Origin of the sequence: Lysobacter gummosus (assembly GCF_001442805.1) — a bacterium.
Classification (GTDB): Bacteria; Pseudomonadota; Gammaproteobacteria; order Xanthomonadales; family Xanthomonadaceae; genus Lysobacter; species Lysobacter gummosus.
The window spans coordinates 607,305-632,797 of record NZ_CP011131.1 but is presented as its reverse complement, the minus strand read 5'-3'; the positions used below and the strand labels follow the sequence as shown (position 1 = coordinate 632,797).

The window sequence follows — 25,493 nt, the reverse complement described above, 5'->3', positions numbered from 1 at the left end:
CCACAACACAATCGCGCAGCCGCAAACACAACGAGGCCGCGTCCTCCCCGGACGCGGCCTCCCCTGCCCTCCCTGCAGCATCCTGCGTCCCGGTGGGGTCAGCCGAGGTCGCTGAGGATATGGTCCGCCGCCTGCAAGGCCAGCGCGGCGATGGTCAAGGTCGGGTTGGCGGTGGCGGTGGACGGGAAAACGCCGCTGCCGACCAGGTACAGATTGGAATGGTCCCAGGACTGCTGACGCGCGTTGACCACCGAATGCTTCGAGTCGGTTCCCATGCGATAGGTGCCGATGATGTGGCCCGCGCCGTAGAATTTGTACGTGTTGCCCTGGTACTGGAAGGTGGTCGGCGAGGCGTCCACCCCGCTCAACACCGGCGCCGCCGGCACCTGGGTGTACTCCGTCGCGCCGAGCGCGGCGAATATCCGCGTCGAAGCCTCCTTCGCCGATGCGAATGCCTTGCGCACATAGTCTTCGCGGATGCGGTAAGTCACCTGCGGACGCGGCAGGCCCAGGTGATCCTTGTAGACGCTGGACAACTGCACGCGATTGTCCGGATCGGGCAACTGCTCGATCAGATAGCCCAGGCGCAACTGCCGCGTGTACACGCCGTTGAGCGTGGCCACCAGCCTGGAGCCGTAAAGCTTGCTGAAAGCCGGCAGCGAAGGGTCGAACCGCAGCGTCTTGCCCTGCTGGTTGACCGAATCGCCGTTCAACTGCGTGTTGTTCTGGCCGAACACGAAATCGGCCAGCGTGGTATTGGGATCGTTGGTGGCCCAATTCCAGCCTTCGTTGCCGATCTCGATGCGGTACGCGGCGCGCTGGCTGCGGAAGGCGCCGTCGCGCAGCGACTCGATGCCCGAGGTCGATAGCGGCCCGCGAAAGGCGTAGATCGGGTCCTTGGACATGCCCCAGGCCAGATACATCACGTGGTCCATCAGATTGCGGCCGACCTGATCGGAACTGTTCGCCACGCCGTTGGCGAAGCCGGGATTGCGATTGGACATCAGCAGCAGCTTCGGCGTCTCGATCGCGTGCGCGGCCAGCACGTAGCGCTTGCCGACCGCGGTGCCGCTGCCGGTGGACGGCCCGGTCTGGCTGTCGTAAGTCAGATAGTCGATGCCGCTGACCTGATCGCCCTGCAGGCGGATGTTGTTGGCGACGGTCTGATACTGGATCTGCACGTTGCCGGTCTGCAGCGCCTGGGCCAGGGTCACGGTGCCGTCGTACTTGGCCTGGATCGGGCAGATCGGAATGCAGTTGGTGTTGCCCGCGCATTGGCGGCGCTTGCCCGGACGCGAATTGCGCCCCTGCGGCGTGGGCGTGACGAACAGCCCGATGCCGTCCACGCTCAAGGACGTGACCTTCTGCTGGTACAGCACGTCGTTCAACGACGGCACGATGCCCGGCATCGGATAGTCGTAGTTGGGTCCGTAATCGCCGCCGGGTTCGACATCGAAGGTCTTGTACAGATCGACCATCGGCGGCTTGTCCGACGACACGCCGATCACCTCGGTGGCCAGGCGGTAGTACGGCAGCAGGTTCTGGTAGAACTGCGCGCCGCCGGGCCAGTCCACGCCCTGGCCGTACTTGGTCCTGAGCTGGAAATCGTTCGGCAGATGATTGAGCGAGGTGCCCAGCCAATGCCAGGTGGTGCCGCCGGCGACGCGCTCGTAGGAACTGCCGAAAGCGAACTGCATGTCCGGGTCGTCGGCGCGCCTGGCCGTCTGCGCGCCGTAGACGAAATAGCATTGCAGCGGCTTCTGCCAGGCGTTGATCTGCAGCACGGTGTAGCGCGGGGTGTTGAGCGAAGCCGGATCGGGTTGCCCCAGCGGATTGCCCTTGCCCGCCGGGCCCTGCATGGTCGGCGGATACGGCGACTCGGGCGTCTTCGCGTTGGCGGTGAAGAAGGTCTGCATGTAGGCTTCGCGGCTCTTAGGCACGGGCGGGCCGCCTTCCAGGATCAGCACCTGCTTGCCCTTGAGCGCGAGTTGATAGGCGATGATCGATCCGGAAATGCCCGAACCCACGATCACCACGTCGAAACCGTTCGCGGGGACGGTGATGCTCATGCCGGGTTCTCCAGATAAGCCTGCAGCGGCGGCGGCGGGCTCGCCCAATAGCCGTAGGTGTAGTTGGAGCTGCCCATCGGATGCGACTGCATCACTCGCCATACCAGCCCTTGCGTGTAGCTGGTGGCCGAGACGACGGCGCTGAAGGTCTGGCCGCGGGTCGGCGACTGGTCGTACAGCACCGTCGGCCACGCGCCCATGTACCACAGGTAGATCAACTGGCGCAGAGCCAGCACTTCGTCGGGATCGGTGCCGTCGAGCAAGGCGCCGGCGATGGCTTCCTGGTTCTTGTCCTGGCCGCCCTCGGCCTCGTTCAGGCCGTAATACTTCGCGATGATCTGGTCGGCCATGCCATTGGCCAGATTGTCGCGGAACACCTGCAGGTACACGGTCTTGATGTCGATCTGATCGATCCGCGGCGCGATCGCATCGCGGGTGAACCCGGTCAGCCCGACGCTGAGGCGGATGAAGTACTCCATGTAATCGATCATGCCGTTCTCCTTATTGCGCGCGCTGCAGCAGATAGGTGAAATCCGAGCTCAGGCCGTTGGTCATGGTCGCGTTGTTGTGGCAGGCCGTGCAGCTGGACGAGGTCTGCGGCACCTTGCCCTGGATGTAGGTTTCCAAGGTCGCGTTGGCGAGGAAGCTCGGCGCCGGATTGCCGGTGGGATCGGTTGGATTGCTGGCGTTGGTCGGCCACTGCGTGCTGATCAGCTCGTAGTTGGCCCACACCGTGCCGGGATAGTTCTTCCGCAGCGCCGCCTGATAACGCGCATTGAGCGCCTTGGTCGATGCGGTCAGCGGGATCTCGCGCACCACCTGGGTCGGCTGGGTATAGGCCGCGTTAGGATTCCACGGCCGCGGCGGCGGCTCGTTGGCGTCGCAGTTCTTCGTGCAGTTCTTGTCGTAGAAGTTGTAATGCGGCTTGTCGATCGGCTCGCCCTGGCTGGGCACGTTGTCCACGTGCTCGAACGTCGACCACACCCACTGCGGCTCGTCGGCGGTCTTGTGCGCGATATGCAAGCCGACCAGGCCCACGGTCTGGCGCTTGCACGCGGCGGCGATGCCCTCGTGTTCGCCCGGATTGGTGTAGACCAGCGCCTGGATGGTATGGAAGCGGCTGACATCGTCGTTGGCGCCCATCACCTTCCACGACGACTTGATCATGATCGCGCCGACATTCTTCGAGCCCTTGGGCTGGGCGAAATTGGCCGGCTGGGCGAACCTGGCCTGGCCGGCCTTGCTGTACAGGCCATCGCTGACGATGGTGTTGAACATGTCCTGATTGGCCATGATCGCGAAGCGCACGTACTGGCCGTTCTGGTCGATCAGCGGACCGGTCTCGAACGGCTCGCCGCTTTCGTCGAGTACGTTCGGGGTCTTACCGATCTGGGTCAGGTTCAAGGTGGCGGCGCCCTGGCCCTTGCACACGTCCGGCGGCGGCGGGTCCTGGCCCCACGGCGGCGGCGTGGCGCCGCCGGGCAGGAAGATGTCGCGGCTTTCCTTCCAGTTCTCCCACACCGTCGGCACGTCCGGACCGATGCTCGCGCCCAGCTTGGGATTGCCGTCGGGTCCGGCCGGCCAGTTCACCGCGACGAAGGACTGCCATGAGAACAGATCGAAATCGTCCTGCAGATCCTGCAGATTCGGTTTTTGCTGCGGCACGCTGATTTCGAGCGGAATCGTCGAACTCAACGGCGGCAACGGCAACGCGTCGGCGCTTTGCGCATGGTTGCCGATGTCGGCGCGCGACAGGGTGTCGTGCGGCTCGGGCCGAAGATGGCTGTCGGTGCACGCGGCGAGCGCTAACACCAGCGCTGTCGCGGCCAGCGGTGTGCGCAACGGCGGGCCGGAGCGGTATCGATGATTCATGGCCTGTCCTGTGTTCTGATGGACCGAAGCGAGAGAGTCGCCGGGTCGCGATGCAGGCAGCCGTCCGCGCGAGCGCGGACGCACAAAGGAACGCAGGCCGAAGTACGGTGGCTGGCGATCGAATCGCTGGCTGCTTCGCGTCGGGGTCGGACGCTACCGACCGGCGCGAGGCGAAAATGCGACGCGCATGGCAGAAGGAAAATATCCGGACTTTCTTTGCCTTGCGCGCGAAAACGCTGTCCTGCGGCCCGCGAGGATTGCGTTCTTGGTTCGGGCGGCACGCAACACGCAAGCCGGACCGGCGGCGAAAACGGTTAGCCCGGGTAGTGCGTTCGTGAGCTTGGGTGAGCGCGCGCAAGACTTGTTTGCGCTGCAGCGCGGCATTGCGCGGCGCCATCGGCGATCAACCGCGACCGAGAAAATGAAAACACCGGGCGCAAGGCCCGGTGCATGGGGGAAGCCTTCGCCGCGAGTCCGCGGCGAAGGCCGGGCCGCGTCAGTTCGCGGCGCAGGTAGCGCTGTTGTCGATGCGCAGTTGCTCGTAGCTCTTCTGTCCGGCCGGCAGCGGCGAGGCCTGCGCGGGCAGCAGCGAGCGATACTTCGCATCGTAGGTCGCCGACAGGAAGCACGACTCGGCGTTGGCGTGGAACTTCAGGCGTCCGTTGCCGTAACTGGCGTCGAAGCCGGCATCGCCCAGGTCGTTGCCGCCGGTGCTGGAGACATAGACCAGCGCGTCGTAGGTGGCATCGGCCAGGTTGACGTTGCGCTGCGTGAGCAAGGCCGCGCGTTCGGCCTTCTGCTGCGCGGTGGCATCGGCCGGCAACGGCGCCGGCACGGTGGCGTCGGTCAGCTGACGCTGATGCTGCAGACCCAGCAGCGCGAGCGCGGCCGCATGCGGCGTCGCCGAGGACGTGCCGTTGAAGGCGTTATCGCCGTAAGACACCGTATCGACGTTGGCGAAGTTGGCCAGGTCGGGCTTGGCGTTGCCCGCGGCCTGACCGGCCGGACGCGCGCCGCCGGCGCCGAGGACCGGGCCGCGCGAGCTGTAGGCTTCCAGATTGGAGGTCGCCGCATCCAGCGCCGCCACCGTGATCACGCTGGCCGCATCGGCCGGATGGATCAGCGAACGCGCGGTCTGCGCGTACTGGAAGTTGTAGCCCGAGTTCATCAGGCGCAGGAAGTTGTTCACGCCCGCGGTCTTGCGGGTGATGCGCACGCCGAACTTGCCGCCGCCGGCGAAGCGCGCGGGGTCGAAGCCCTGCGCATTGCAGGCGGTGGTCCTGGTCGCAGCCGGCGCCTGGTAGGAAATGAATTCCAGCGGCTGTTGACCGGCGGCGCCGGTCTGGGCGAAATCCGATTGCGCCACCGCGACCCAGCCGGCCGGCGTGACCACGCGGCCGTTGCGGGTGACCGCGTCGGCCCAGCGCACCAGCTCCAGCCGGTAGTCGGCGTTGGTGGTGTTGTTCGCGCTGGTCCAGTCGTTCCAGCCCAGCCACAGGTTGAACTCGAAGGTGTCGCGGTCCTTCTGGGTTCTGGCGCCGACCGGGATGCAGCCGTCGTAGCGGCCGCCGATGGTCAGCGGATTGATGCTTTCCACGATCGCCGCGCCGTTGGCGCCGACATTGCCGACCAGGAAATCCTGCAGCACGTTGACGCCCGCGCCGGCGGTGCTATCGTCGTCCCAATGCACCTGCGCCTCGTTGCCGGCGGCGTTGAGCACGATCACGCCGTTGTTCTTGGCCGCGTCGATGGCGTCGTACAGGCCCTTGAGATCGCTGCCGGTGCCGGTGCCGTCGCCGGGCGCGGCGAGGTTGAAGCCCAGCGACGCGGTGATGACCTGCGCGCGCGGCTCGCCCTGCGCCACGTTCTGCGCGTTGAGATTGGCCGCGTCCTGGATCGCGCTGACCCAGTCGGCGGCGCCGGTGTTGTCGTACAGGCGGAATTTGGCCGATGGCGCGATGTCGTAGGCGATTTCGGTGACCGCGTTGCCGTGCGCCGCGCCGCGATAACCGAAGGCGCCGCTGGTGGACGCGGTCAGGGTCAGCTTGTCGGCTTCGACGTCGCTGTTCTGCGGCCACTCCGCGGCGTCCTGCAGCGCCTGGACCGCGCCGTTGAGATTGTTGAAGTGATCCACGATGGCGATGGTCAGGCCTTCGCCGTTGAGCTCCCTGCGCAAGCCGGCGGCGAGCTGATCGTAATTGCCGAGCGAGCGCAGCTGATCGATGTTGCTGGCGGTGGCGCCGTCGCTGAAGGCGGTGGTCTGCGACATCGTCATCAACGACACCTGCGCGACCGACTGCAGGCCGGCGACCCATTCCAGGCGCGCCAGCGGCACCGACGCTTCGATGCTCGGCGAGCCGTTGATCTGATGCGCCTGCATGCCGGCGGCAAGCAAGGTCTCGCGCAGCGACGCGGTCGCGCGGTCGAGCAGGCTGGGGTTCTGCACTTGATCGTAGGTCAGCGACAGATCGACGTTGACCTTGACCTTCTCGCCATCGCGAAAGCGCGAGGGAATGCCGGCGCGGTCGAGCGCGGCGATCTGCTCGGCCACCGAAGCGCCGCGATACGCCGGGCCGCGCTGCGAAGACGCCGACGGTGCGGACGCGCCGCCGCTCTGGCTCTGCGATTGCGACAAGGCCTGCACCGCTTGCAACAATTGGCCGGCGCCGAGCTTGCTTTGCGCGGCGTTGCGCGGCGTCGGCGCGTTCATCGCCACCGGCTGCATCGAGGCGTACACCGAACCGGCGGCGACGCTGGCGGCGTTGGCGCCGGCGAGCGCGCCGACCGACGCGGCATCCGGCGCCTGCGTCTGCTGCCGCGACCACACCAACACCGTGGCGCAAGCGGCGGCGAGGCCGAGCACGGCGAATTTCTTCGAAGACATCTTCTTCATTCGTTCATTCCTGATGCTGATTTCAGACATGGTCACCCGCTGCCGCCGGGCGCAGGCGCCCGCCACGGCCAAGGCATACGGACCTTGATGCGGAGAAATGGAACAGCGATGGCGGCGCGCCGATAAGGGTGGGGAGAGAGGCGTTCTCGGCACGCTCAATCCTCAAACGCAAAAAGAACTACACCCCCCCATCACTCAATATGCATTCGTACAGCACGAAATTTCATAAAGATTTCTTACGCGCAGCGCGCATCAACGCAGGTGCGCGCCAGGCTCCCTACCCTGTTTTCGCAGGCGAGATGGATTCGATTCGCGATGGAGATCCGTTATCGACGCGCGCGTGGCGCAAGTGCGGGTTCGAATCCGGTCGAAACGTTTTTCCTGGAACCAGAGGCGCGGAAATGCGCGCTGACGTACCCGATGAATATCGAGTCGATGTGCGGGTCGATAAGTCGATCGCTCGCGGCGGTGCGCGACCCGTCGCCAAGTCGATGATGATGAATGCACTGAACCGAAGTAACGCAATATCGCCAGGCAGAGGCAAGCACGACGCATCACTTACGGCTGTTGGATACCGCCTCGCTTAAAGCGCCATCGCGACAAAGAAAGGCACCGGACCAAAGTCCGGTGCCTTCGAAACGGCCGGATGCGGCCGGGGCCGGCGGACTATGTCGTCAACGCGCCGCGCACGCCTCGCTGCTTTGGGCCAGCAGCTGGCTGTAGCTCTTCTGGTCAGGCGGCAGCGGATTGGCTTGCGCCGGCAACAGCGCGCGGTTGCTCTCGCTGTACAGCACCGACAGGAAGCACGACTTCGACGCCGCATGGAATTTCAAGCGGCCGCTGCCATAGCCACTGTCGAATCCGGCCGGCCCCAGATCGTTTCCGCCCGTGCCTGCGATCGTCAGCAACGATCCATAGGTCGCTTCGGCCAGATCGTTGCGACGTCGCTGCAACGTGACCACGTCGGACGTCGGCGCCGGCTTTGTCGCGTTGGCCAGCTGCATCTGGTGCTGAAGCCCAAGCAAGGCCAGAGCGGCGACGTGCGGTGTCGCCGAGGAGGTGCCGTTGAATGCGTTATTGCCATAGGACACCGTATCGACGTTGGCGAAATTAGCCAGGTCGGGCTTGGCGTTGCCCACCGCCTGGGTGGTCGTGGGCGCGCCGCCGGGGGCGAGTATCGGGCCGCGCGAGCTATAGGCCTCGAGCCCGGACGTCGCCGCGGCCAGCGCCGCCACGCTGATGACGTCGGCGGAATCCGCCGGCGCGATCAACGAGCGATCGGACACCGAATACCTCGGCTGGTAGTCATCGGTGAAAAGGCGCAGGAAGTTGGCCGTATTGGGCGACTTGCGGACGATCCGCACGCCGAACATCCCGCCGCCCGCGTACCGGCTGCCTTCGATGCTCCCCGCGCCCGACAGCACATTGTCGCAACGAGCAGTCCTTGCTGCCACGGGCGCCGCGTAATCGATCCCTTCCGACGGAGTCTGGCCGAACGCGCCGGTCTGCGCGTTGTCGGACTGCGCCGCCACGACCCATCCGGCCGGCATCACCGCGCCTGCGGGTGTGGTGGTCTGGTCGGCCCAGCGCACCAACTCGAGCCGGTAGTCGGCCGTGGTGTTGCCTGCGCCTGTGCTCCAGTTGTTCCACGTCATCCGTAGATTGAACGCGTAACGGTCCGCGACACCGCGATCGGCGATGCCGACAGGAACGCAATCGCCCCAACTGGCATTGCGGCGCAGGATATTGATGTCGTCGATGATCTCCCGGCCGGTGCCGTCGCGATTGCCGCGCACGAAATCCTGCGCGACCGCGTTGCCCGCGCCGGCCGAGCTCTCGCCGTCCCAGTACGACCGGGCCTCGTTGCCCGCGGCGTTGATCACTAGCACGCCGTTTGCATTGGCCGCGCTGATGGCCTCGTAAAGCCCCCTGAGGTCGCTGCCTTCGCCTGTGCCATCCCCGGAAGACGCCCCGTTCACGCCCATCGAGACGCTGATCACCTGCACTCGCGGCTCGCCCTGCACCTGATTGAACGCATTGAGATTGGCCGCGTCCTGGACCGCACGGACCCAGCCGCCGATCCCGCTGCTCGTGTCGTACAAGCGGTATTTCGCGTCCGGCGCGATGTCGTAGACGATCTCGGTCACCGCGTTGCCGTGTTTGCTTCTGCTCGCCCCGAACGTTACGCCGTCCGCGCTCGCGGTCAGCACGAGCTTGTCGGTCACCGTCGCGCTGTTGTTCGGCCACTCGCCCGCGTTCTGCAGGGCGGCGATGTTGGACGAGTCGAACGTGTCGATGATGGCGATGGCCATATTCTCGCCGCGCAGTTCTTTGCCCGAGGATTTGACTATCTGCACGCCGTTGGCGGTGGCCGCGGCAATGGCAGCGGAAAGCCCCGCGATAGTGACGCCGCCGCTCCCTCCAAACGCCTCCAGCGGCAAACCGATCAGCTGCGCGCGCGGCTCGCCGAGCGCCCGGTTAAGCGTGTCGAGATTGGCCGCGTTGCGGACCGCGCCGACCCAGTCGCTCGCCTGCCTTATGTCGTAAACGCGAAACTTCGCGTTCGGCGCCAGACCGTAGACGTCCTCGACCAATTCATTGCCATGCTTGGCCTCGCCGCTTCCGAACACAGCGGTGCCGGCGATCTGCACGAGCTTGTCGGGCACCGCTTCGGTGTTCGTGGGCCACTTGCCGGCAAGTTGCAGCGCTGGGGGATGCGCCGAGCTGAACCGGTCGATGATCGCGACGGTCTTGTCCGTGCCGTCGAACGCCTCCAGGCTTTCGCTGTCGGAGGATTTGATGATCTGCGCGCCGTTGGCGGTGGCCGCGGCGATCGCATCGGAAAGCCCCTCGATAACGCCGGCGCCCGATTCCCCGAGCGCTTCCAGCGGCAAGCCGATCAGCCGCGCACGCGGCGCGCCGAGCACCTGGTTGAGCGCGTCGAGATTGGCCGCGTCCCGGACGGCTTTGCCCCAATCGCTGGCCTGCACTATGTCGTACAGGCGAAACTTCGCCTTCGGCGCCACGCCGTAGACGTACTGGACCACGCCATCGCCATGCTGGAGCGCGTCGCCGCTTCCGAACGCAATGGCGCTGTTGATCTGCACGAGCTTATCGGTTACTTCCTGCGTGTTCTTGGGCCATTTTTTGGCAAGTTGCAGAGCCTGCAGATCGACCGAGCCGAACTTGTCGATGATCGCGACGGTTTTATTCGTATCGCGAAATTCCACGGCCAAATTGCCGTAGTTGGCCAGGGCGCGCAAATTGCTTACCCCGCTGGCATCGAGCCCATCGCTGGTCACCTTGAGATCGGGCAGCGTCATCAGACGGATCTGCGCGACACCGGCCAGCGCCGCGACCGATTCCAGGCGCGCCAGCGGCACCAGCGCTTCCAGCGTCGGCGAGCCGGCGATGGCGCGTGCTTCCAGCCCGGCCGCGAGCATGGTTTCGCGCAGGCCCGAAGTCGCCCGGTCCAGCAGACCGGCATCGGCGATCTGCGCGTACGGCAGCGCCAGGCGGATATTGATCTTGACCTTCTCGCCGTCGCGATACGCCGCCGGCAGGCCGGCCCGGTCGAGAGCCGCGATCTGCGCCGCGACGGAGGTGGCGCTGTAAGCCGCGCCGAGCGCCGGCCCGCCGCTTCCCCCTGCCGCGGACATGGCGTTATGAGCGAACCATTGCACCGCCTGCAGCAACTGGCCGCTGCCCAACTTGGCTTGCGCGGCATTGCGCGGCACCGGCGCGACCGCCGCCGCCAGACGCACCGGCGCATGCGGATCGGCATCGGGCGCGCCGCCCACGCCAGTGGACGATGCATCGCCATCACTCGCGGAAGGAGCTTGCGTCCGCGCGCCCAGAGGCGTCTGTGTCCACAACAATGTAGCGGCGCAGGCGCTGGCCAGCCCGAGCATTGCGATTTTTTTGCAGGGGATCTTCTTCATTTTTGTGAGTTCCTTAGTGCTGATGGCTGCAAGCGCGCATATCCGGCGCCGGGCACGCGCCCACAGCGCTGCCAAGGCCGCGAGAAGGCTTCAGGGATCGGCGAACGGTTACCTCGGGAACGTCGCCGAAACCCCGCGGTTTCGTGCGCCCCGCCGCAATTCAACGCGTTCCGGACGGCGTCCTGCTATCAGACGCGTCGTAATTCCAAAGAACGATTCGCTATGAGCGATGCGGCATCAAGGAATGATTCGCAATGACGAAGCACATGGGGTGTCGCGCCGAGTCTGCGTTGATCATTCGGCTTGGTCGCGCGCGCGCATCCGCATGGCGGAATTTTTCAGCCTTGCCGAGGCGGCCGGCACAACTGGGATAAAACGCAAAAGACGCCGGCGACACGAATACGCGAAGCGCTCACCCCTGTGGCGCCCCCAGAGCCGACACCACTTCCGACCGCGGCGGCGCATCGCTTGCGTCTGCTGGATTCCTTCTCGCTCAACAAGACATCGACTTCCGCCCCTTACGCTCGGAAACCCTCGCCAGAAAGACACTCGACGCTCTCTCTGAAATCCCAACGAGACAACGACTCGAAGCTGCGACCAGCACTCGTCGCATGCGCGATGGCAAATAGCGGATCTGCGAGAGACTCGATGTCCAAAGGCGGATCCGGCACTACGACAAGCTGATATCCCACATCCTCGAACGAGGCTGCATTGGAGAAATCGATCCAGTCGTATACGAAGAACCCCCTCTCGCCCAGCGATACGGAATCAAGCTGAGAGTAAGCGGGCTCAAGGCTGTCAACGCGGGAAACGACCGGCATGGCCCAGATCAAGGGCTCGATATCGACGACGCTCTTCTTTTTGAGAGCGGCCAGGAACGACATGGGAATCGGCCCGCATCCAGCACTGGTAAAAAGCGCAACCCGGCCGTCTTGGTCCGATGCGAGCCACATGCTGTCGAGTCCTTCCGGATAAATCAGTTCCGTCATTTATCACTCTCCGGACGCCGCCGTGGCGGCACCACCACCGAGTTGCCCGAGCGCCGCAAGAACGGGCCACTCAGGATCGAGTGATCGGGATTTCCCTTCCATCAATGTCATTGCATCGCACAAGCTCGCCGTCAGCCACGGCAGATCGCGACGAAGCAACGCAAGCCGCCTCACGCTGCGGCGCGCGGCACTGGTAAAGAGCGCAACCTGATAGGCACTACGCGAACTCCCGAATCAGATAAGACGCAAGGCCTGATCCAGCGGATAGGCACTCGACAACTCCACCACGCCCCTTCTCGTGTTACCAAAATAGGACCATTTCCGACCAGGGATGCCATGTCCTCTCTGGTCCTGACAAACTCTTCCGAGTTGTAGTAGAAGACTCAGCCCTGATCCACGTCCTCCACCTCGTCCTCTAAGAGCACAAAATTCGCCCCGGCCCTTCGCGATAAAACTTCAACATGCTCTTTGGCCAAGGTCGTTGCGTCTTCAATGTCGACAACAGGCATCAGTTGATCCTCAAAAGCCTGAAATAGGCATCCCCTTCCATGACTGCAGATTTTCCAGTCTGACCATCGCCGGCAGGCATTTCGAAACCGAGGGCTCCAGCGCCGAAGCCCGGCAGCCCGCCCCACCTCACCCCTGCGGCGCACCCCGAGCCAACACCACTTCCGACCGCGGCGGCGCGCCGAACAGGCGCTTGTACTCGCGCGAGAACTGCGACGGGCTTTCGTAGCCCACGCGATGGGCCGCGGCGACGGCTTCGATGCCGCCGACCATCATCAGCCGGCGCGCTTCGTGCAGGCGCAGGTGCTTCTGGAACTGCAGCGGCGACATCGTCGTCACCGCCTTGAACTGGTGGTGCAGCGAGGAGGTGCTCATGTGCACTTCGTCGGCCAGGTCTTCGATGCACAGCGGCTGCAGATAGCGCTGGCGCAGCACTGCGACCGCCTTGGCGACGCGGCTGGAGCGGCTGTCGGTGACCGCCAGCGCGCGCAGGCGATGGCCCAGGTCGCCCATCAGCACGCGATAGAAAATCTCGCGCAGCGCCATCGGCGCCAGCACCGGCAGGTCTTGCGGCGTGTCGAGCAATCGCATCAGCCGCAGCACCGCGTCCATCAGTGTCTTGTTGACCTTGGCCGCATACAGGCCCAGGTCGACGCCGTTGCTTTCGCGGCCGGTATCGCTGGCCAGCGGTTGGCCGGCGTCGACGATCAATCGCGCGATCTCGGCCGGATCGATGTCGATGCGCAGGCACAGATACGGTTTGTCCGGCGTGGCTTCGACGATCTGTCCGATCATCGGCAAGGTCACCGACACCACCAGATAGTTGAGCGGATCGTAGTGATAGGTGCGGTCGGACAGGGTCACGACCTTGCGCCCTTGCGCGACCACGCACAGACGCGGCTCGTAGACCGAGGGCGAGCACTCGGTCGGGCCGCTCATGCGGATCAGGTGCAGCGGCCGCACGACGGTGCTGTGGACACCGTCGCCGCCGCCGTCGGTTAATCGGGCAATCCGATCGACCAGTTCGGCCTGCGCGGCGCAACTGCCTCGGTGCGCGATCGATTCAGCAGAAGTATTGGCGTTCATGGCTTCCCGGGGGGAGTCGGGTTGCTGGGATTATCGGTATGAATCTGGCCTGAGACTGTGCCACTTCGGCTGAATTGCAGAAATAGGCAATGATGCGACAGTAATGTACTAACGCGACGGCGGTTCAGGGACTACTTTAATCGCACTCCCCCAGCGACCCGTCACTCCTTGGTAACGGAGGCCGGGCCGATGGGCGGCGACCCGGCCCCGACGTCCCGCCCCGCGCGGCCGCCGGCGGCCGCGGTCGGCGCGCCGGCCCCGGAGCGGTCCGGACGGGCAGGCGCAGCGAGCGCCGCCGCCCTGTCACCCAGCGAGGCCCAAACCCAGCGGGGAACGATCGCCCTCCCCAGGCCGATGCATTCGAGCGCTTGCGCTCGCGACTGACGATTTTGTCAGCCAAGCGACAGCGCCGCGTTTGTCCGCGCCGCCTAAAGTGCCTGTTCTGGCCGCACGGCCATGCATTCAGGCGCCCGCAGCGTTGCGGCACGCATACGAACCTTTCCACGCGGTACGGCTGCAACCCGGACCTTCCGCGCGGACACTTCGCACCACTCATCCAGCCGTCGGAACCCTCTCACGATGTGGATTGTTCAATACGCGCTGAGCCGCCGTTACACCATCGGCGTCCTGGCGATCCTGATCCTGCTGTTCGGCGTGCTGTCGGCGCGCAAGATGCCCACCGACATCCTGCCCGAAGTCGGGATTCCGTCGATCAACCTGGTGTGGACCTACAGCGGCCTGCCGGCGGCCGACGTCGCGGCGAAGATGACCTCGTTCTCCGAGGCGGCGATCCTCAACACGGTCGATGACCTGAAAGAGGTGCGCTCGGAAACGCTCAACGGCGCCAGCATCGTGCGCATCGACTTCCAGCCCACGGTCAGCCTGGACCGCGCGCTGGTGCAGATCACCGCGGTCTCGCAGACGATCCTGCGGCGCATGCCGCCGGGTACCTCGCCGCCGCTGGTGGTGCGCAACAACGTGTCGAGCACGCCGGTGCTGCAACTGGTGCTGTCGTCGGATTCGCTGACCGAGGCGCAGCTGTACGACTACGCGCGCCTGCAACTGCGCTCGCAGATCCAGACCATTCCCGGCATCCGCATGACCCTGCCCTACGGCGGCGCGCCGCGGCAGATCATGGTCGATCTGGACCCGTCCAAGCTGCAGACCTACGGCCTGACCCCGGCCGACGTCACCAGCGCGCTCGAACGCGGCAGCCCGACCCTGCCGTCGGGTTCGATCCGCGAAGGCGGGCGCGAGATGCAGATCTCCATCGACACCAGCCCGGCGAGCGCGGCCGAGTTCCTCGACATCCCGGTCGCCCAGCGCGGCGGCACGGTACTGTACGTGCGCGATGTCGCCTCGGTGCGCGACGGCGGCGCGCTGCAGACCAACGTGGCGCGCATGGACGGTTCCAGCGCGGTGTCGGTGGCGCTGATCAAGCTCGGCGGCGCGTCCGCGGTCGAGATCGTGCGCGCGGTGCGCGAGCGCCTGCCCGAGATCGAGGCCTCGGCGCCGCCGGGCACGCGCATCCACGCGATCTTCGACCAGTCGGTGTTCGTCGATAACGCCATCGGTTCGATCGAGCACGAAGCGGTGCTGGTCGGCCTGCTGGTGGCGCTGGTGGTGCTGGTGTTCATCGGCTCGTGGCGTTCGAGCATGATCGTGCTGTCGGCGATTCCGCTGGCGCTGCTGGCCTCGGTCGCGATGCTGCATCTGCTGGGCTACACCTTCAACGTCATGACCCTGGGCGGCCTGGCGCTGGCGATCGGCATCCTGGTCGATAACGCGGTGGTGGACGTGGAGAACACCAACCGCAACATCGCCCTGGGCAAGGACGTGCGCACCGCGATCCTGGACAGCGCGAAGGAAGTGGTGTTCCCGGAAATGGTCTCGACCATTTCGATCTGCATCGTGCTGACGCCGATCCTGTTGATGACCGGCCTGTCGGCGTGGGTGTTCACCCCGCTGGCGCTGGCGGTGATCTTCGCCATGCTGGCCTCGTTCCTGCTTTCGCGCACGCTGATCCCGGTGCTGTGCTACCTGCTGCTGCCGGCCGACATCCAAAGCCGCGCCAATCCGCGCTGGGCGCCGGAAAAGCTGCTGCTGAAGATCAACCACAAGGTCGAGCACGCGCTGGACTCGCTGCGCGACAAGCACCACGCGCTGCTGGTCAAGCTGGGCCATCACGGCGCGGTGCTGACCATCGTCGCGCTGCTGGTGTTCGGCGTGGGCGCGCTCGCCGCCGCCTCGCTGGGCCGCGAATACTTCCCGCAGGTCGATGCCGGCCAGTTGCGCCTGCAGGTGCGCCTGCCGACCGGAACGCGCCTGGAGGAAACCGCGGCCAAGCTCAGCCAGATCCAGCGCGAGATCCGCAGCATCATCCCGCCGCAGGAACTGCAGACCGTCTACGAACAGATCGGCGTGCCCGACGCGATCAATCTGTCGCTGGTGGACAGCACGGTGGTGGGTTCCTTCGAAGCCGAAATCATGCTGCAGCTGCGCTCGCCGCACGCCAACAGCCACGACTACCTGGTCAAGATCCGCAAGCGCATCGCTGAGCGCTTCCCCGAGGTGAAGCTGTTCGAGCGCCCGCCGGACGCGACCAGCCGCACCCTGGCCGGTTCGGCCGCGGCCGCGTTCGAAGTGCGCCTGATCGGCCGCGACGTGCCCGGCAACATGGCGCTGGCGCGCGAGATCGAAAGCCGCCTGCACCAGGTGCCCGGCGCGGTAGATATCTCGCTGCGGCAGGTGCTGGACCTGCCCGAGTATCAGGTCAAGATCGACCGCACCCGCGCCGCCCAGCTCGGCCTGGACGCGCAGCAGGCCGCGCGCGCGGTGCTGGCGGTGCTCGGTTCGGCCGGCACGGTGTCGCCGGTGTACTGGACCGACACCGTCAACGCCATCGCCTACACCGTGCAGGTGCAGGCGCCGCTCAACAACATGCAGAACATCGATCAGCTGATGAACTCGCCGCTGCGCATCGGCGCCAACGGCGAGGCGGTGCTGCTGCGCAATATCGCCACCGTGACGCCGCGCAACGTGCCGGCCAGCATCGCCCGCACCACGCTGGCGCCGACCATCAGCGTGATCGCCAACGTGGAAGGCACGGATCTGGGTTCGGTCTACGACCAATTGTCGAAGATCACCGCCGAGCTCAACGCCAAGCTCAAGCCCGGCAACCGCATCGAGATCGTCGGCCAGGCCGGCGAGATGCAGAGCGCTTACGGCGAACTCGCCGCGGGCCTGGTGATGTCGGCGATCCTGGTGTTCCTGGTGCTGGTGGTGAACTTCCAGTCGTGGATTCAACCGGCTGTGGCGATGTCGGGCTTGCCGATCGCCATCGCCGGCGCCGCGGTCGGCCTGTGGGTGACCGGCACGCCGCTCAGCGTGCCCGCGCTGATGGGCGTGATGATGGTGATCGGCGTGTCGACCGCGAACTCGGTCTTGGTGACCAGCTTCGCGCGCGGCCTGATCGCCGACGGCCACGACCCGGAACTGGCCGCGTACGAATCGGCCGCGGTGCGCCTGCGCCCGGTGCTGATGACCGCCAGCGCGATGGTCCTGGGCATCATCCCGATGGCCATCGGCCTGGGCGACGGCGGCGAACAGAACGCGCCGCTGGGCCGCGCGGTGATCGGCGGCCTGCTGTTCGGCACGCCGGCTACCTTGATCCTCGTTCCTTCCATCCTGGCCGTCGTCGGCCGCCGTCGCAAACCTGTCGCAGACGTCGACGCCGACGGCGCGACCGAACCGAACGGCACCCCCGCAGGAGTCGCTCCATGAATCGCTCTAAGCCTCAAGCCAAGCTGATCCGCATCGCCCTGGCCCTGGCCGTTTCCACCGCGCTGCTCGCCGTGCTGTCCGGCTGCGGCCGCAGCTCGGCCGAGTCGGCCCCGGCCAGCGCCGTGCCCGATGTCCTGACCGTGCAGGCCAAGGCCGCCGACGCGGCCTACGACCTGTCGCTGCCCGCGCGCGCGCAGGCCGGCGAGTCGGCGCAGCTGTACGCGCGCGCCACCGGTTTCGTCAGCGAGCGCAAGGTCGAACTCGGCGACAAGGTCGCCGCCGGGCAAGTCCTGGCGACGATCTCGGCGCCGGAAATCGATCAGTCGGTGCGCGAAGCGCGCGCGGTGCTGGCGCAGACCAGCGCCGACCAGGAACTGGCCAAGGTCAACTACGACCGCGCGCAGTCGCTGATCGGCTCGGGCGCGGTGTCGAAGGAGTACTTCAGCGATCGCAAGGGCAACTACGACGTCGCCGTCGCCGCGCGCAACGCCGCGCAGGCGCGGCTGACCTCGGCGCTGGAACGGCAGGCGTTCCAGTCGGTGCGCGCGCCGTTCGCGGGCGTGGTGGTGGCGCGCAACGTCGAACGCGGCGATCGCGTGGTCGGCGATTCGGCGTCCTCGACCGTGCCGATGTTCGAGGTGGCGGTGCTCGATCCGTTGCGAGTGGTGGTGGACGTGCCGCAGAACGTGTCGATGCAGATCGAGAACGGCCTGGAAGCGGAAGTCAGTTTCCCGGAACTGCCGGGGCAGAGCTTCAAGGCCCAGGTCGCGCGCAGCGCGCGCAACCTCTCGCGCGACGCCGGCGTGATGCGCACGGAGCTGCGCCTGCCCAACCCCGACAGCCGCATTCCCGCCGGCATGGTCGGCACCGCGCGTCTGCACCTGCCGCGTGCGGCGCCGGCGGTGGTGCTGCCGGTGTCCACGGTGATCCAGCGCGGCAGCGGAACCCAGGTGGTGACGTTGAAGAACGATTCGACCCTGGCCTATCGCGACGTCACCCTGGGCCGCAACCTGGGCAACGAGGTCGAAGTGCTCAGCGGCGTCAACCCGGGCGACACCGTGGTGCTCGCGCCCAATGCGATGCTGGCCGACGGCAACAAGGTCAATGCGAAGGCATTGCCGCCGCCGAAGAAGTCGTAAGGCGGTTACACACGCTTGCAACCGCGAGCATGAGTCACCGCTTCCCTCTCCCTCTCCCTCTCCCGCTTGCGGGAGAGGGCTGGGGTGAGGGCACGTGCAGCCGTCAATAGCGCCGTAGCCGCAATTCGCGGGCCCTCATCCGGCCCTCCGGGCCACCTTCTCCCGCCTCGCGGGAGAAGGAGAGCAATTACGCAACGCTTTGCTCGACCGCGTGCTCCCCTCTTCCGCTTGCCACCCAAGGTGATTTCCTTCGGGGCGCGGGGTGAGTGGACGCTGCTTGCGAGCCATCGGCTCGCGCGTCCGCGAACGCCCAAACGCTATGCGTTTGGGCCGGTGAGGGTTGGGGTGAGGGCACGCGCTGCCGCCAACACCGTCATTGCCGCAATTCGCGCGCCCTCATCCGGCCCTCCGGGCCACCTTCTCCCGCCTCGCGGGAGAAGCAGAGCAATTACGCAACGCTTTGCTCGACCGCGTGTCCTCGTCCGGCCCCCTACCTTCGCGGAGGCACGGCATCACCCACGCAACGCCTTCGCATGATGCGCGATGTGCTCGCCGATAAAGCTGGCGATGAAGTAGTAGCTGTGGTCGTAGCCCGCCCGGATCCGCAGCTCCAGCGGATGCCCGGCCACCTCGCACGCCACCCGCAGCAACTCGGGCTTGAGCTGCGACACCAGGAATTCGTCGTCGCCGCCCTGATCGATCAACAGCGGCAGCTTTTCGCGCGCGGTGGCGACCAGCGCCGTCGCGTCCCACGCCTTCCACGCCTCGCGATCCTCGCCCAGATACGCGGTGAAGGCTTTCTCGCCCCACGGCGAATGCGAGGGCGCGGCGATCGGCGAAAACGCCGACACGCTGCGATATCGCCCCGGATTTTTCAGCGCGATCGTCAGCGCGCCGTGTCCGCCCATCGAGTGCCCGCTGATGGCGCGCGCGCTGGTGGTCGGGAAATGCGCATCGACCAGCGCCGGCAACTCATCGACCACGTAGTCGTACATGCGGAAATTCGCCGCCCACTTGGGCCGAGTCGCGTTGAGATAGAACCCCGCGCCCTGGCCGAGGTCGTACCCGTCCGCATCGGGAATTCCCTTGCCGCGCGGGCTGGTATCGACTGCGACCAGGATCACGCCGTGCTGCGCCGCGAACTGCTGCGCGCCGGCCTTGGTGATGAAGTTCTGCTCGGTGCAAGTCAGGCCCGAGAGCCAATACAGCACCGGACAGTCCGCGCTTTCGGCCTGCGGCGGCAGATACAAGCCGAAGCGCATCGTGCAGCCCAGCGTGGTCGCGTTGTGGCTCCAGACTTGCTGACGGCCGCCGAAGCAGGCGTGGGATTCGATTTTTTCCATTGTGTTCTCTCGGGTTTTCCGATCGGCGCGGCAACGATGCGCGGCTGCCCTCATCCGCCCCTTCGGGGCACCTTCTCCCGCTCGCGGGAGAAGGGAACAGCTGCCGCGCTTAAGCTTCGTCGCACTCGTGAGCGCTCAGTAATGAATCACGGTGCGAATCGACTTGCCCTCGTGCATCAGATCGAAGGCTTCGTTGATCCGCTCCAGCGGCAGCGTATGGGTGATGAACGGGTCCAGATCGATCTCGCCCTTCATCGCCTGCTCGACCATCCCCGGCAACTGCGTGCGGCCCTTGACGCCGCCGAACGCCGAGCCGCGCCAGACGCGCCCGGTCACCAACTGGAACGGACGCGTGCTGATCTCCTGCCCCGCGCCGGCCACGCCGATGATCACCGACTCGCCCCAACCCTTGTGGCAGCACTCCAGCGCCGAACGCATGACGTTGACGTTGCCGATGCATTCGAAACTGAAATCCACGCCGCCGTCGGTCATCTCCACCAATACGTCCTGGATCGGGCGATCGTGGTCCTTCGGATTGACGCAGTCCGTCGCGCCCATCGCCTTGGCCAGTTCGAACTTGCCCGCGTTGGTATCGACGCCGATGATGCGCCCGGCCTCGGCCTGCACCGCGCCCTGGATCACCGCCAGGCCGATGCCGCCCAGGCCGAACACCGCGACGGTATCGCCGGGCTGCACTTTCGCGGTGTTGTGCACCGCGCCGATGCCGGTGGTGACGCCGCAACCGAGCAGGCAGACCTTCTCCAGCGGCGCTTCGGGATTGACCACCGCCAGCGACACTTCGGCGACCACCGTGTATTCGCTGAAGGTGCTGCAGCCCATGTAGTGATGGATCGGCTGGCCCTGGTAGCTGAAGCGCGAGCTGCCGTCGGGCATCAGGCCGCGGCCTTGCGTTGCGCGCACGGCCTGGCAGAGATTGGTTTTGCCCGACAGGCAGAACTTGCACTTGCGGCATTCGGCCGTGTAAAGCGGGATCACATGGTCGCCGGGCTTGACGCTGGTGACGCCTTCGCCGACTTCGACCACGACACCGCCGCCTTCGTGACCCAGCACCGCCGGAAACAGGCCTTCGGGATCGTCACCGCTGAGGGTGAACGCGTCGGTGTGGCATACGCCGGTCGCGGCGATGCGTACCAGCACTTCGCCCGCGCGCGGCGGTTCGACGTCGATCTCGACGATCTGCAAAGGCTGGCCGGCGGCGAAGGCGACGGCGGCGCGGCTTTTGATGACCCGGCTGCTCATGGTGAAACTCTCCTGCGGTGGCGTCCCGTGTGGCGGGAAGGATGCGGTGCGGCGCGTGCCGCGGTTATCGGTGAAACGTCGCGCCGCGCAGTGATGCGCGACGGCTTCATTTGAGGTACGAACGCACCAGCGCGGCGACTTCGTCGATGCTGGCGCTGCGATGTTTTTGCGAAGCCACCGCCTGCCCGAGTTCTTCGCGGATATGGCTTTCGAGCACTTGCGCCATCAGTCCGTTGATCGCGCCGCGGATCGCGGCGATCTGCTGCAGCACGGCCGCGCATTGACTGCCTTGTTCCAGCGCGCGCTCCAGGGCTTCGGTCTGACCCTTGATACGGCGCACGCGGGTGAGGACGATTTTTTTTTCGGCAGGGGTGTGCGGCATTGAGGCGGCCTCGGGCAGTGCGGGCGGCGGGCGCTGGATACTGGGGGATAGTATCAGGATCTGGGGGCTGGGGCTGGCGAGTGCGGAGCCAATCCCCCGCGCTGGGGGATGCTCAGGCTTCGTGCTGCATCGGGCGCTTGCCCCCTTTTTCAAAGGGGGCACCGGTTGGCGGCGCCGGCCTCGACGCCCATCCCAGAAGGGATTCCCCCTTTGAAAAAGGGTGAAGGGCCGCGCTTGCGAACCGCAGGTTCGCGCGGCACTGAACGCCCGCAGGCTATGCCTGCGGGCCGGAAGGCCAGGGGGGATTTGCTCTTGCTCCAAAAGAAAACGGCGCGCCTGTCAAAGGCGCGCCGCTTCCAATCCCAAAGATGCCAAACCCCTCAACCCGTGTTCTGCACCCCAGCCGCGATCCCATTGACCGTAGCCACCAGCGCCTGCAGCAACGCATCCTCCTGCCGCCCCGCCGCGCGCCAGCGCGCGAGCAGATCGACCTGCAACAGACTGATCGGATCGACATACGGATTGCGCAAACGAATCGACTGCCGCAAGCGATGATCCCCGGCCAGCAATTCATCGCTGCCCTTGATCGTCAACACCGCATGTCGGGTGCGTTCGAACTCCTGCGCGATGCCCGGATGGAAGCGCGTATGCAGATCGCCCTCGGCCAGACCGGCGGCGAGCATCGAATAGCGCTCGAAGATCGCCGGGTCGGACTTGGCCAGCACCATTTCCAGATCGTCGATCAAGGTACCGAAGAACGGCCAGTCGCGCGCCATCTCGGCCAGCGTCTCGCGGCCGTGCCGGTCCAGCGCCTGCGCAAGGCCAGTGCCGACGCCGTACCACGCGGTCAGCCCGGCGCGGTTCTGCGACCAGGCGAACACCCATGGAATCGCGCGCAACGAAGAAATATCGCCGGCGCCGGCGCGCTTGGCCGGGCGCGAGCCGATCCGCAGCCGCTCGATCACGTCGATCGGCGTGGCCGCGCGGAAATACGCCGGGAACGCCGCGTCTTCGTGCACCAGCGCGCGGTAGTGAGCGCGCGCGGTGTCGGCCAGATCGCCGGCGATGCTTCGCCAGCCGGCTTCGCGCGGTTCCGGCGGACGCGGCCGCAGGGTCGCGCGCAGCACCGCGCCGGTGGTCTGTTCCAGATTGCGCAGCGCCAATGCGCGGATGCCGTACTTGCGATGGATGACTTCGCCCTGCTCGGTCAGGCGCAGATAGCCATCGACCGAGCCGCGCGGCGCGGCGATCACCGCGCGCTCGGTCTTGCCGCCGCCGCGGCTGATCGAGCCGCCGCGGCCGTGGAAGAAAGCGATGCGCACGCCGCTGTCGTGGGCCAGCGCGGTCAGCGCGATCTGGGTCTGCTGCAGCGCCCAGCGCGAGGCGACCATGCCGCCGTCCTTGGCGCTGTCGGAATAACCGAGCATGACGACCTGGCGATCGCCGCGCGCGCGCAGATGCGCGCGGTACATCGGATCGGCGAACAAGGCGCGCAGGGTATCGGCGGCGGCGTCCAGGTCATCGACGGTTTCGAACAGCGGCGCCACGTCCAGCGGCACGCGGCCGCTGCCGTCGAGGCAGCCGGCGGTCTTGGCCAACGCCAGCACCGCCAGCGCGTCGGCGGCGCTGCGGCTCATGCTGACGATGTACGGCCCGAACGCGCGCTCGCCGTAACGCGGCCGCAGCCGGGCGACGGCGCGGAACACATCGAGCGTCGGCTGCGCGACCGCAGCGGCGGCGCGCGCCGGCGGCGCCTCGCCGTCGAGCAACTCGTGCAGGCGCGCGGCGCGCGCGGCCACGTCCATCTGTTCCCACTGCGGCAGATCCAGCAGCGCGGCGAGCGCGGCGTCGTGCGTGCCCGAATCCTGGCGCAGGTCGAGGCTGGCCAGATGGAAGCCGAAGCATTCCGCGCGACGGCGCAGGCGCCGCACCGCGAAACCGCCGGCGTGTTCGCCCTGGTTCGCGGCCAGACTGCGTTCGATCAGCACGATGTCGGCCAGGAACGCGGCGGCGTCGGGATACCCGTGCACGCTTTCGTCACTGGTCGCCTGCAGGCGCGCGGCCATCAGCCCGAGCAGGTTGCGATACGGCATGTCGGCGTGACGCGGCTTGAGCAGCGCGGCGGCCTTCGGCAGTTGGTAGCGATAGTCTTCCACCCGCGCCAGCACCGCGTCGTCCACGCGCACGCGGGTGACCGACTGGCTCAGCAGCTCAGCCATCGAGGCCAGATCGCGGCGATAGGCGTTGAGCACCAGCGCGCGCTGTCCGGCCAGGGTCGCGGCGATGGTGTCGGCGCCGACGTTGGGATTGCCGTCCATGTCGCCGCCGACCCAGGTGCCGAAGCCGAGCACGTCGGGCAGCGCGGCGGCGCTGCCGTAGGTTTCGCCCAGCGCTTCTTCGAACATTTCGTAGTAGACCGGCAGCACGCGGTAGAGCACGTCGGACAAATAGAACCCGACGTGCTCGAACTCATCCGCGACGCTGGGCTTGGCCGCGGGCGCTTCTGCGGTTTGCCAGCTCGCGGTCAGGGCCAGGCGAATGCGCTCACGGTCGGCGCGGCGTTCGGGTGGGGTACGGCCTCGGTCTATGTCGGCTACTAAACAGCCGACGATCGTCCTTTCTTTTTCAAGCAGTGCGCGTCGCACCGCTTCGGTTGGATGCGCGGTGAACACCGGCTCGATCCGCAGCCGCGGCAGCAAGGCGGCGACTTCCTCCGCGCTGACGCCCAGGCGCGCGAGCGTGGCGATGGCATCGCGCAACCCGCCGGGCTGGGGATCGGCGCCGCGCCGCTCGTAGTCGCGGCGGCGGCGGATGCGGTGCACGCGTTCGGCCAGATTGACCGCCTGGAAATACGTCGCGAACGCGCGCACCAGATCGCTGGCCTGATCCAGGTCGATATCGGCCAGCGCATCGGCCAGCGCGGCGATCGGCGCTTGCGCTTCGCGGCGGCGGATGGCGGCGCGGCGCAGGCGTTCGACGTCGTCGAGAAAGCCGTCGCCGCGTTGCTCGGCGAGGATCTCACCGACCAGCGCGCCGAGCATCTTGACGTCGTCGCGCAGCAGCGCGTCGGTGGAGGCGAAGTCGATCGCGCGCAGGGGTTCGTCGCTGGTGTCGTTCATGACGTTCATCCGGTCAAGGCTATCTCAGTGGCTTGTGCATTGCAGCAAGTTGCTGGTGATGCTTTGGTTGCAGGTGAAACGATAGGAACGAGTGGAGAGGAGTGAGGAGTGAGTAGAAGCGAGCGCAAGCCGCTTCTCGCTTTTACTCACTCCTCACTCCTGCGCACTCGTTTCTACTCCGGCCCCGTCCGCCCCGAGGCGACGAACGGCCGCCCTCCCCTCTGGCGCGGGCGCCGCCAAACCGTGACACTGTCGCCCGTTTTCGCCCCTCCCTTTCGCAAGGAACGCGTCATGCCGTATCTGGGCCTGGGTTTGCACGTCCTGGTCGCGCTGTGTTTCGCCGTGCATGCGGTGCGCAGCGGACAGGATCGTTACTGGTTGATGATTCTCTTCATGTTTCCGCTGCTCGGCAGCGTGGTCTACGCCTTCGCCATCTGGCTGCCCGAGCAGCGCCACACCCAGCACGGCCGCGCCCTGGTCGGCAATGTGCGGCGGATGCTGGACCCGGGCCGCGAGTTGCGCGAAGCCCAGGACGCCTACGACACCTCGGCCACCACCGACAACCGCATGCGCCTGGCCGATGCGCTGCTGGCCGCCGGCCGCGCCGGCGAAGCGCTGCCGATGTACCGCGCCGCGCTCAGCGGCGTGCATCGCGACGATCCGCATCTGCAGGTCAAGCTGGCCCATGCGCTGCTCGAAGCCGGCGATGCGGCGCAGGCGCGGCAGACCCTCGATGAACTGATCGCCAGGCGCGCGGATTTCCGCTCGCCCGAAGGCCATCTGACCTATGCGCGCGCGGTCGCGGCGCTGGGCGAGAAGGCCAAGGCGAAGGAAGAATTCGAAACCCTGGTCGGTTACAGCAGCGGGTTCCAGGCGCATGTGCGCTATGCCGAATGCCTGATCGGCTGGGGCGAACTGGGCCGCGCGCGCGAGTTGTGCGAGCAGGCGCAGGCCAAGGCGAAGCGATTGCCGGCGTATGCGCGCAAGCTGCATAAGCCGGAGCTGGATCAGCTCAAGGAATTGGCTAAGCGCACGCAGACAGTGTGAGGGGCGCGGTGGGCTGAGACGAAAGCATCGGGGCTGAAGCCCCTCCCACAGCAGACTTCGTCG

Annotated in this window: 14 protein-coding genes; 3 read left to right on the top strand and 11 right to left on the bottom strand. The window is 66.5% G+C overall.

Annotated elements, in window-relative coordinates; all coding sequences use genetic code 11:
• Positions 1–98 precede the first annotated feature (98 nt).
• The 7 genes from LG3211_RS02460 to LG3211_RS02430 all read right to left on the bottom strand — a co-directional run bounded on the left by LG3211_RS02460 (position 99) and on the right by LG3211_RS02430 (position 13,357).
• Positions 99–2,069 (bottom strand): GMC family oxidoreductase, encoded by a 1,971-nt coding sequence (locus tag LG3211_RS02460; RefSeq protein ID WP_222837565.1) that lies wholly within the window; start codon positions 2,067–2,069, stop codon positions 99–101.
• On the bottom strand, positions 2,066–2,560 hold the full coding sequence (locus tag LG3211_RS02455; RefSeq protein WP_057941441.1) for a hypothetical protein: 495 nt from the start codon (positions 2,558–2,560) through the stop codon (positions 2,066–2,068). Before LG3211_RS02455 ends, LG3211_RS02460 begins: the two co-directional genes overlap by 4 nt.
• Positions 2,561–2,570: 10 nt before the next feature.
• Positions 2,571–3,941, bottom strand: a complete 1,371-nt coding sequence (locus LG3211_RS02450) for a hypothetical protein (protein WP_237049821.1) — start codon at positions 3,939–3,941, stop codon at positions 2,571–2,573.
• Between the two features lie 496 nt (positions 3,942–4,437).
• Positions 4,438–6,834 carry a S8 family serine peptidase gene (locus tag LG3211_RS02445; protein WP_057941440.1) on the bottom strand — a complete coding sequence of 799 codons (2,397 nt, stop codon included), beginning with the start codon at positions 6,832–6,834 and terminating at the stop codon, positions 4,438–4,440.
• A gap of 674 nt (positions 6,835–7,508) precedes the next feature.
• The gene (locus LG3211_RS26950; protein ID WP_148648706.1) at positions 7,509–10,775 is read right to left on the bottom strand and encodes a S8 family serine peptidase; all 3,267 of its coding nucleotides are present in this window, start codon (positions 10,773–10,775) and stop codon (positions 7,509–7,511) included.
• 518 nt (positions 10,776–11,293) lie between these two features.
• Positions 11,294–11,764 carry a hypothetical protein gene (locus LG3211_RS02435; RefSeq protein WP_148648705.1) on the bottom strand — a complete coding sequence of 157 codons (471 nt, stop codon included), beginning with the start codon at positions 11,762–11,764 and terminating at the stop codon, positions 11,294–11,296.
• Positions 11,765–12,400: 636 nt separating this feature from the next.
• A complete protein-coding gene (locus LG3211_RS02430; protein WP_057941437.1) occupies positions 12,401–13,357 on the bottom strand; it encodes an AraC family transcriptional regulator in 957 nt (318 codons plus the stop codon).
• Between the two features lie 579 nt (positions 13,358–13,936).
• On the opposite strand from LG3211_RS02430, the gene LG3211_RS02425 reads away from it, so the two are divergent.
• On the top strand, positions 13,937–17,140 hold the full coding sequence (locus tag LG3211_RS02425; RefSeq protein WP_083512261.1) for an efflux RND transporter permease subunit: 3,204 nt from the start codon (positions 13,937–13,939) through the stop codon (positions 17,138–17,140).
• Positions 17,137–18,279: an efflux RND transporter periplasmic adaptor subunit gene (locus LG3211_RS02420; protein ID WP_057941436.1), complete on the top strand. Its 1,143-nt coding sequence runs from the start codon at positions 17,137–17,139 to the stop codon at positions 18,277–18,279. Before LG3211_RS02425 ends, LG3211_RS02420 begins: the two co-directional genes overlap by 4 nt.
• Positions 18,280–18,791: 512 nt before the next feature.
• Here LG3211_RS02420 and fghA read toward each other — a convergent pair.
• The 4 genes from fghA to ppc form a co-directional block, all read right to left on the bottom strand.
• Entirely contained in the window at positions 18,792–19,622 is an 831-nt protein-coding gene (fghA, locus tag LG3211_RS02415; RefSeq protein WP_057941435.1) for an S-formylglutathione hydrolase, read from the bottom strand.
• Between the two features lie 135 nt (positions 19,623–19,757).
• On the bottom strand, positions 19,758–20,867 hold the full coding sequence (locus tag LG3211_RS02410; RefSeq protein WP_057945220.1) for an S-(hydroxymethyl)glutathione dehydrogenase/class III alcohol dehydrogenase: 1,110 nt from the start codon (positions 20,865–20,867) through the stop codon (positions 19,758–19,760).
• 121 nt (positions 20,868–20,988) lie between these two features.
• Positions 20,989–21,264 carry a formaldehyde-responsive transcriptional repressor FrmR gene (frmR, locus tag LG3211_RS02405; RefSeq protein ID WP_057941434.1) on the bottom strand — a complete coding sequence of 92 codons (276 nt, stop codon included), beginning with the start codon at positions 21,262–21,264 and terminating at the stop codon, positions 20,989–20,991.
• 380 nt (positions 21,265–21,644) lie between these two features.
• Positions 21,645–24,383, bottom strand: coding sequence for a phosphoenolpyruvate carboxylase (ppc, locus tag LG3211_RS02400; RefSeq protein WP_057945219.1), 2,739 nt, complete (start codon positions 24,381–24,383; stop codon positions 21,645–21,647).
• Between the two features lie 291 nt (positions 24,384–24,674).
• Here ppc and LG3211_RS02395 point away from each other — a divergent pair, with 291 nt between their 5' ends.
• Positions 24,675–25,430: a tetratricopeptide repeat protein gene (locus LG3211_RS02395; RefSeq protein WP_057941433.1), complete on the top strand. Its 756-nt coding sequence runs from the start codon at positions 24,675–24,677 to the stop codon at positions 25,428–25,430.
• Positions 25,431–25,493 lie beyond the last annotated feature (63 nt).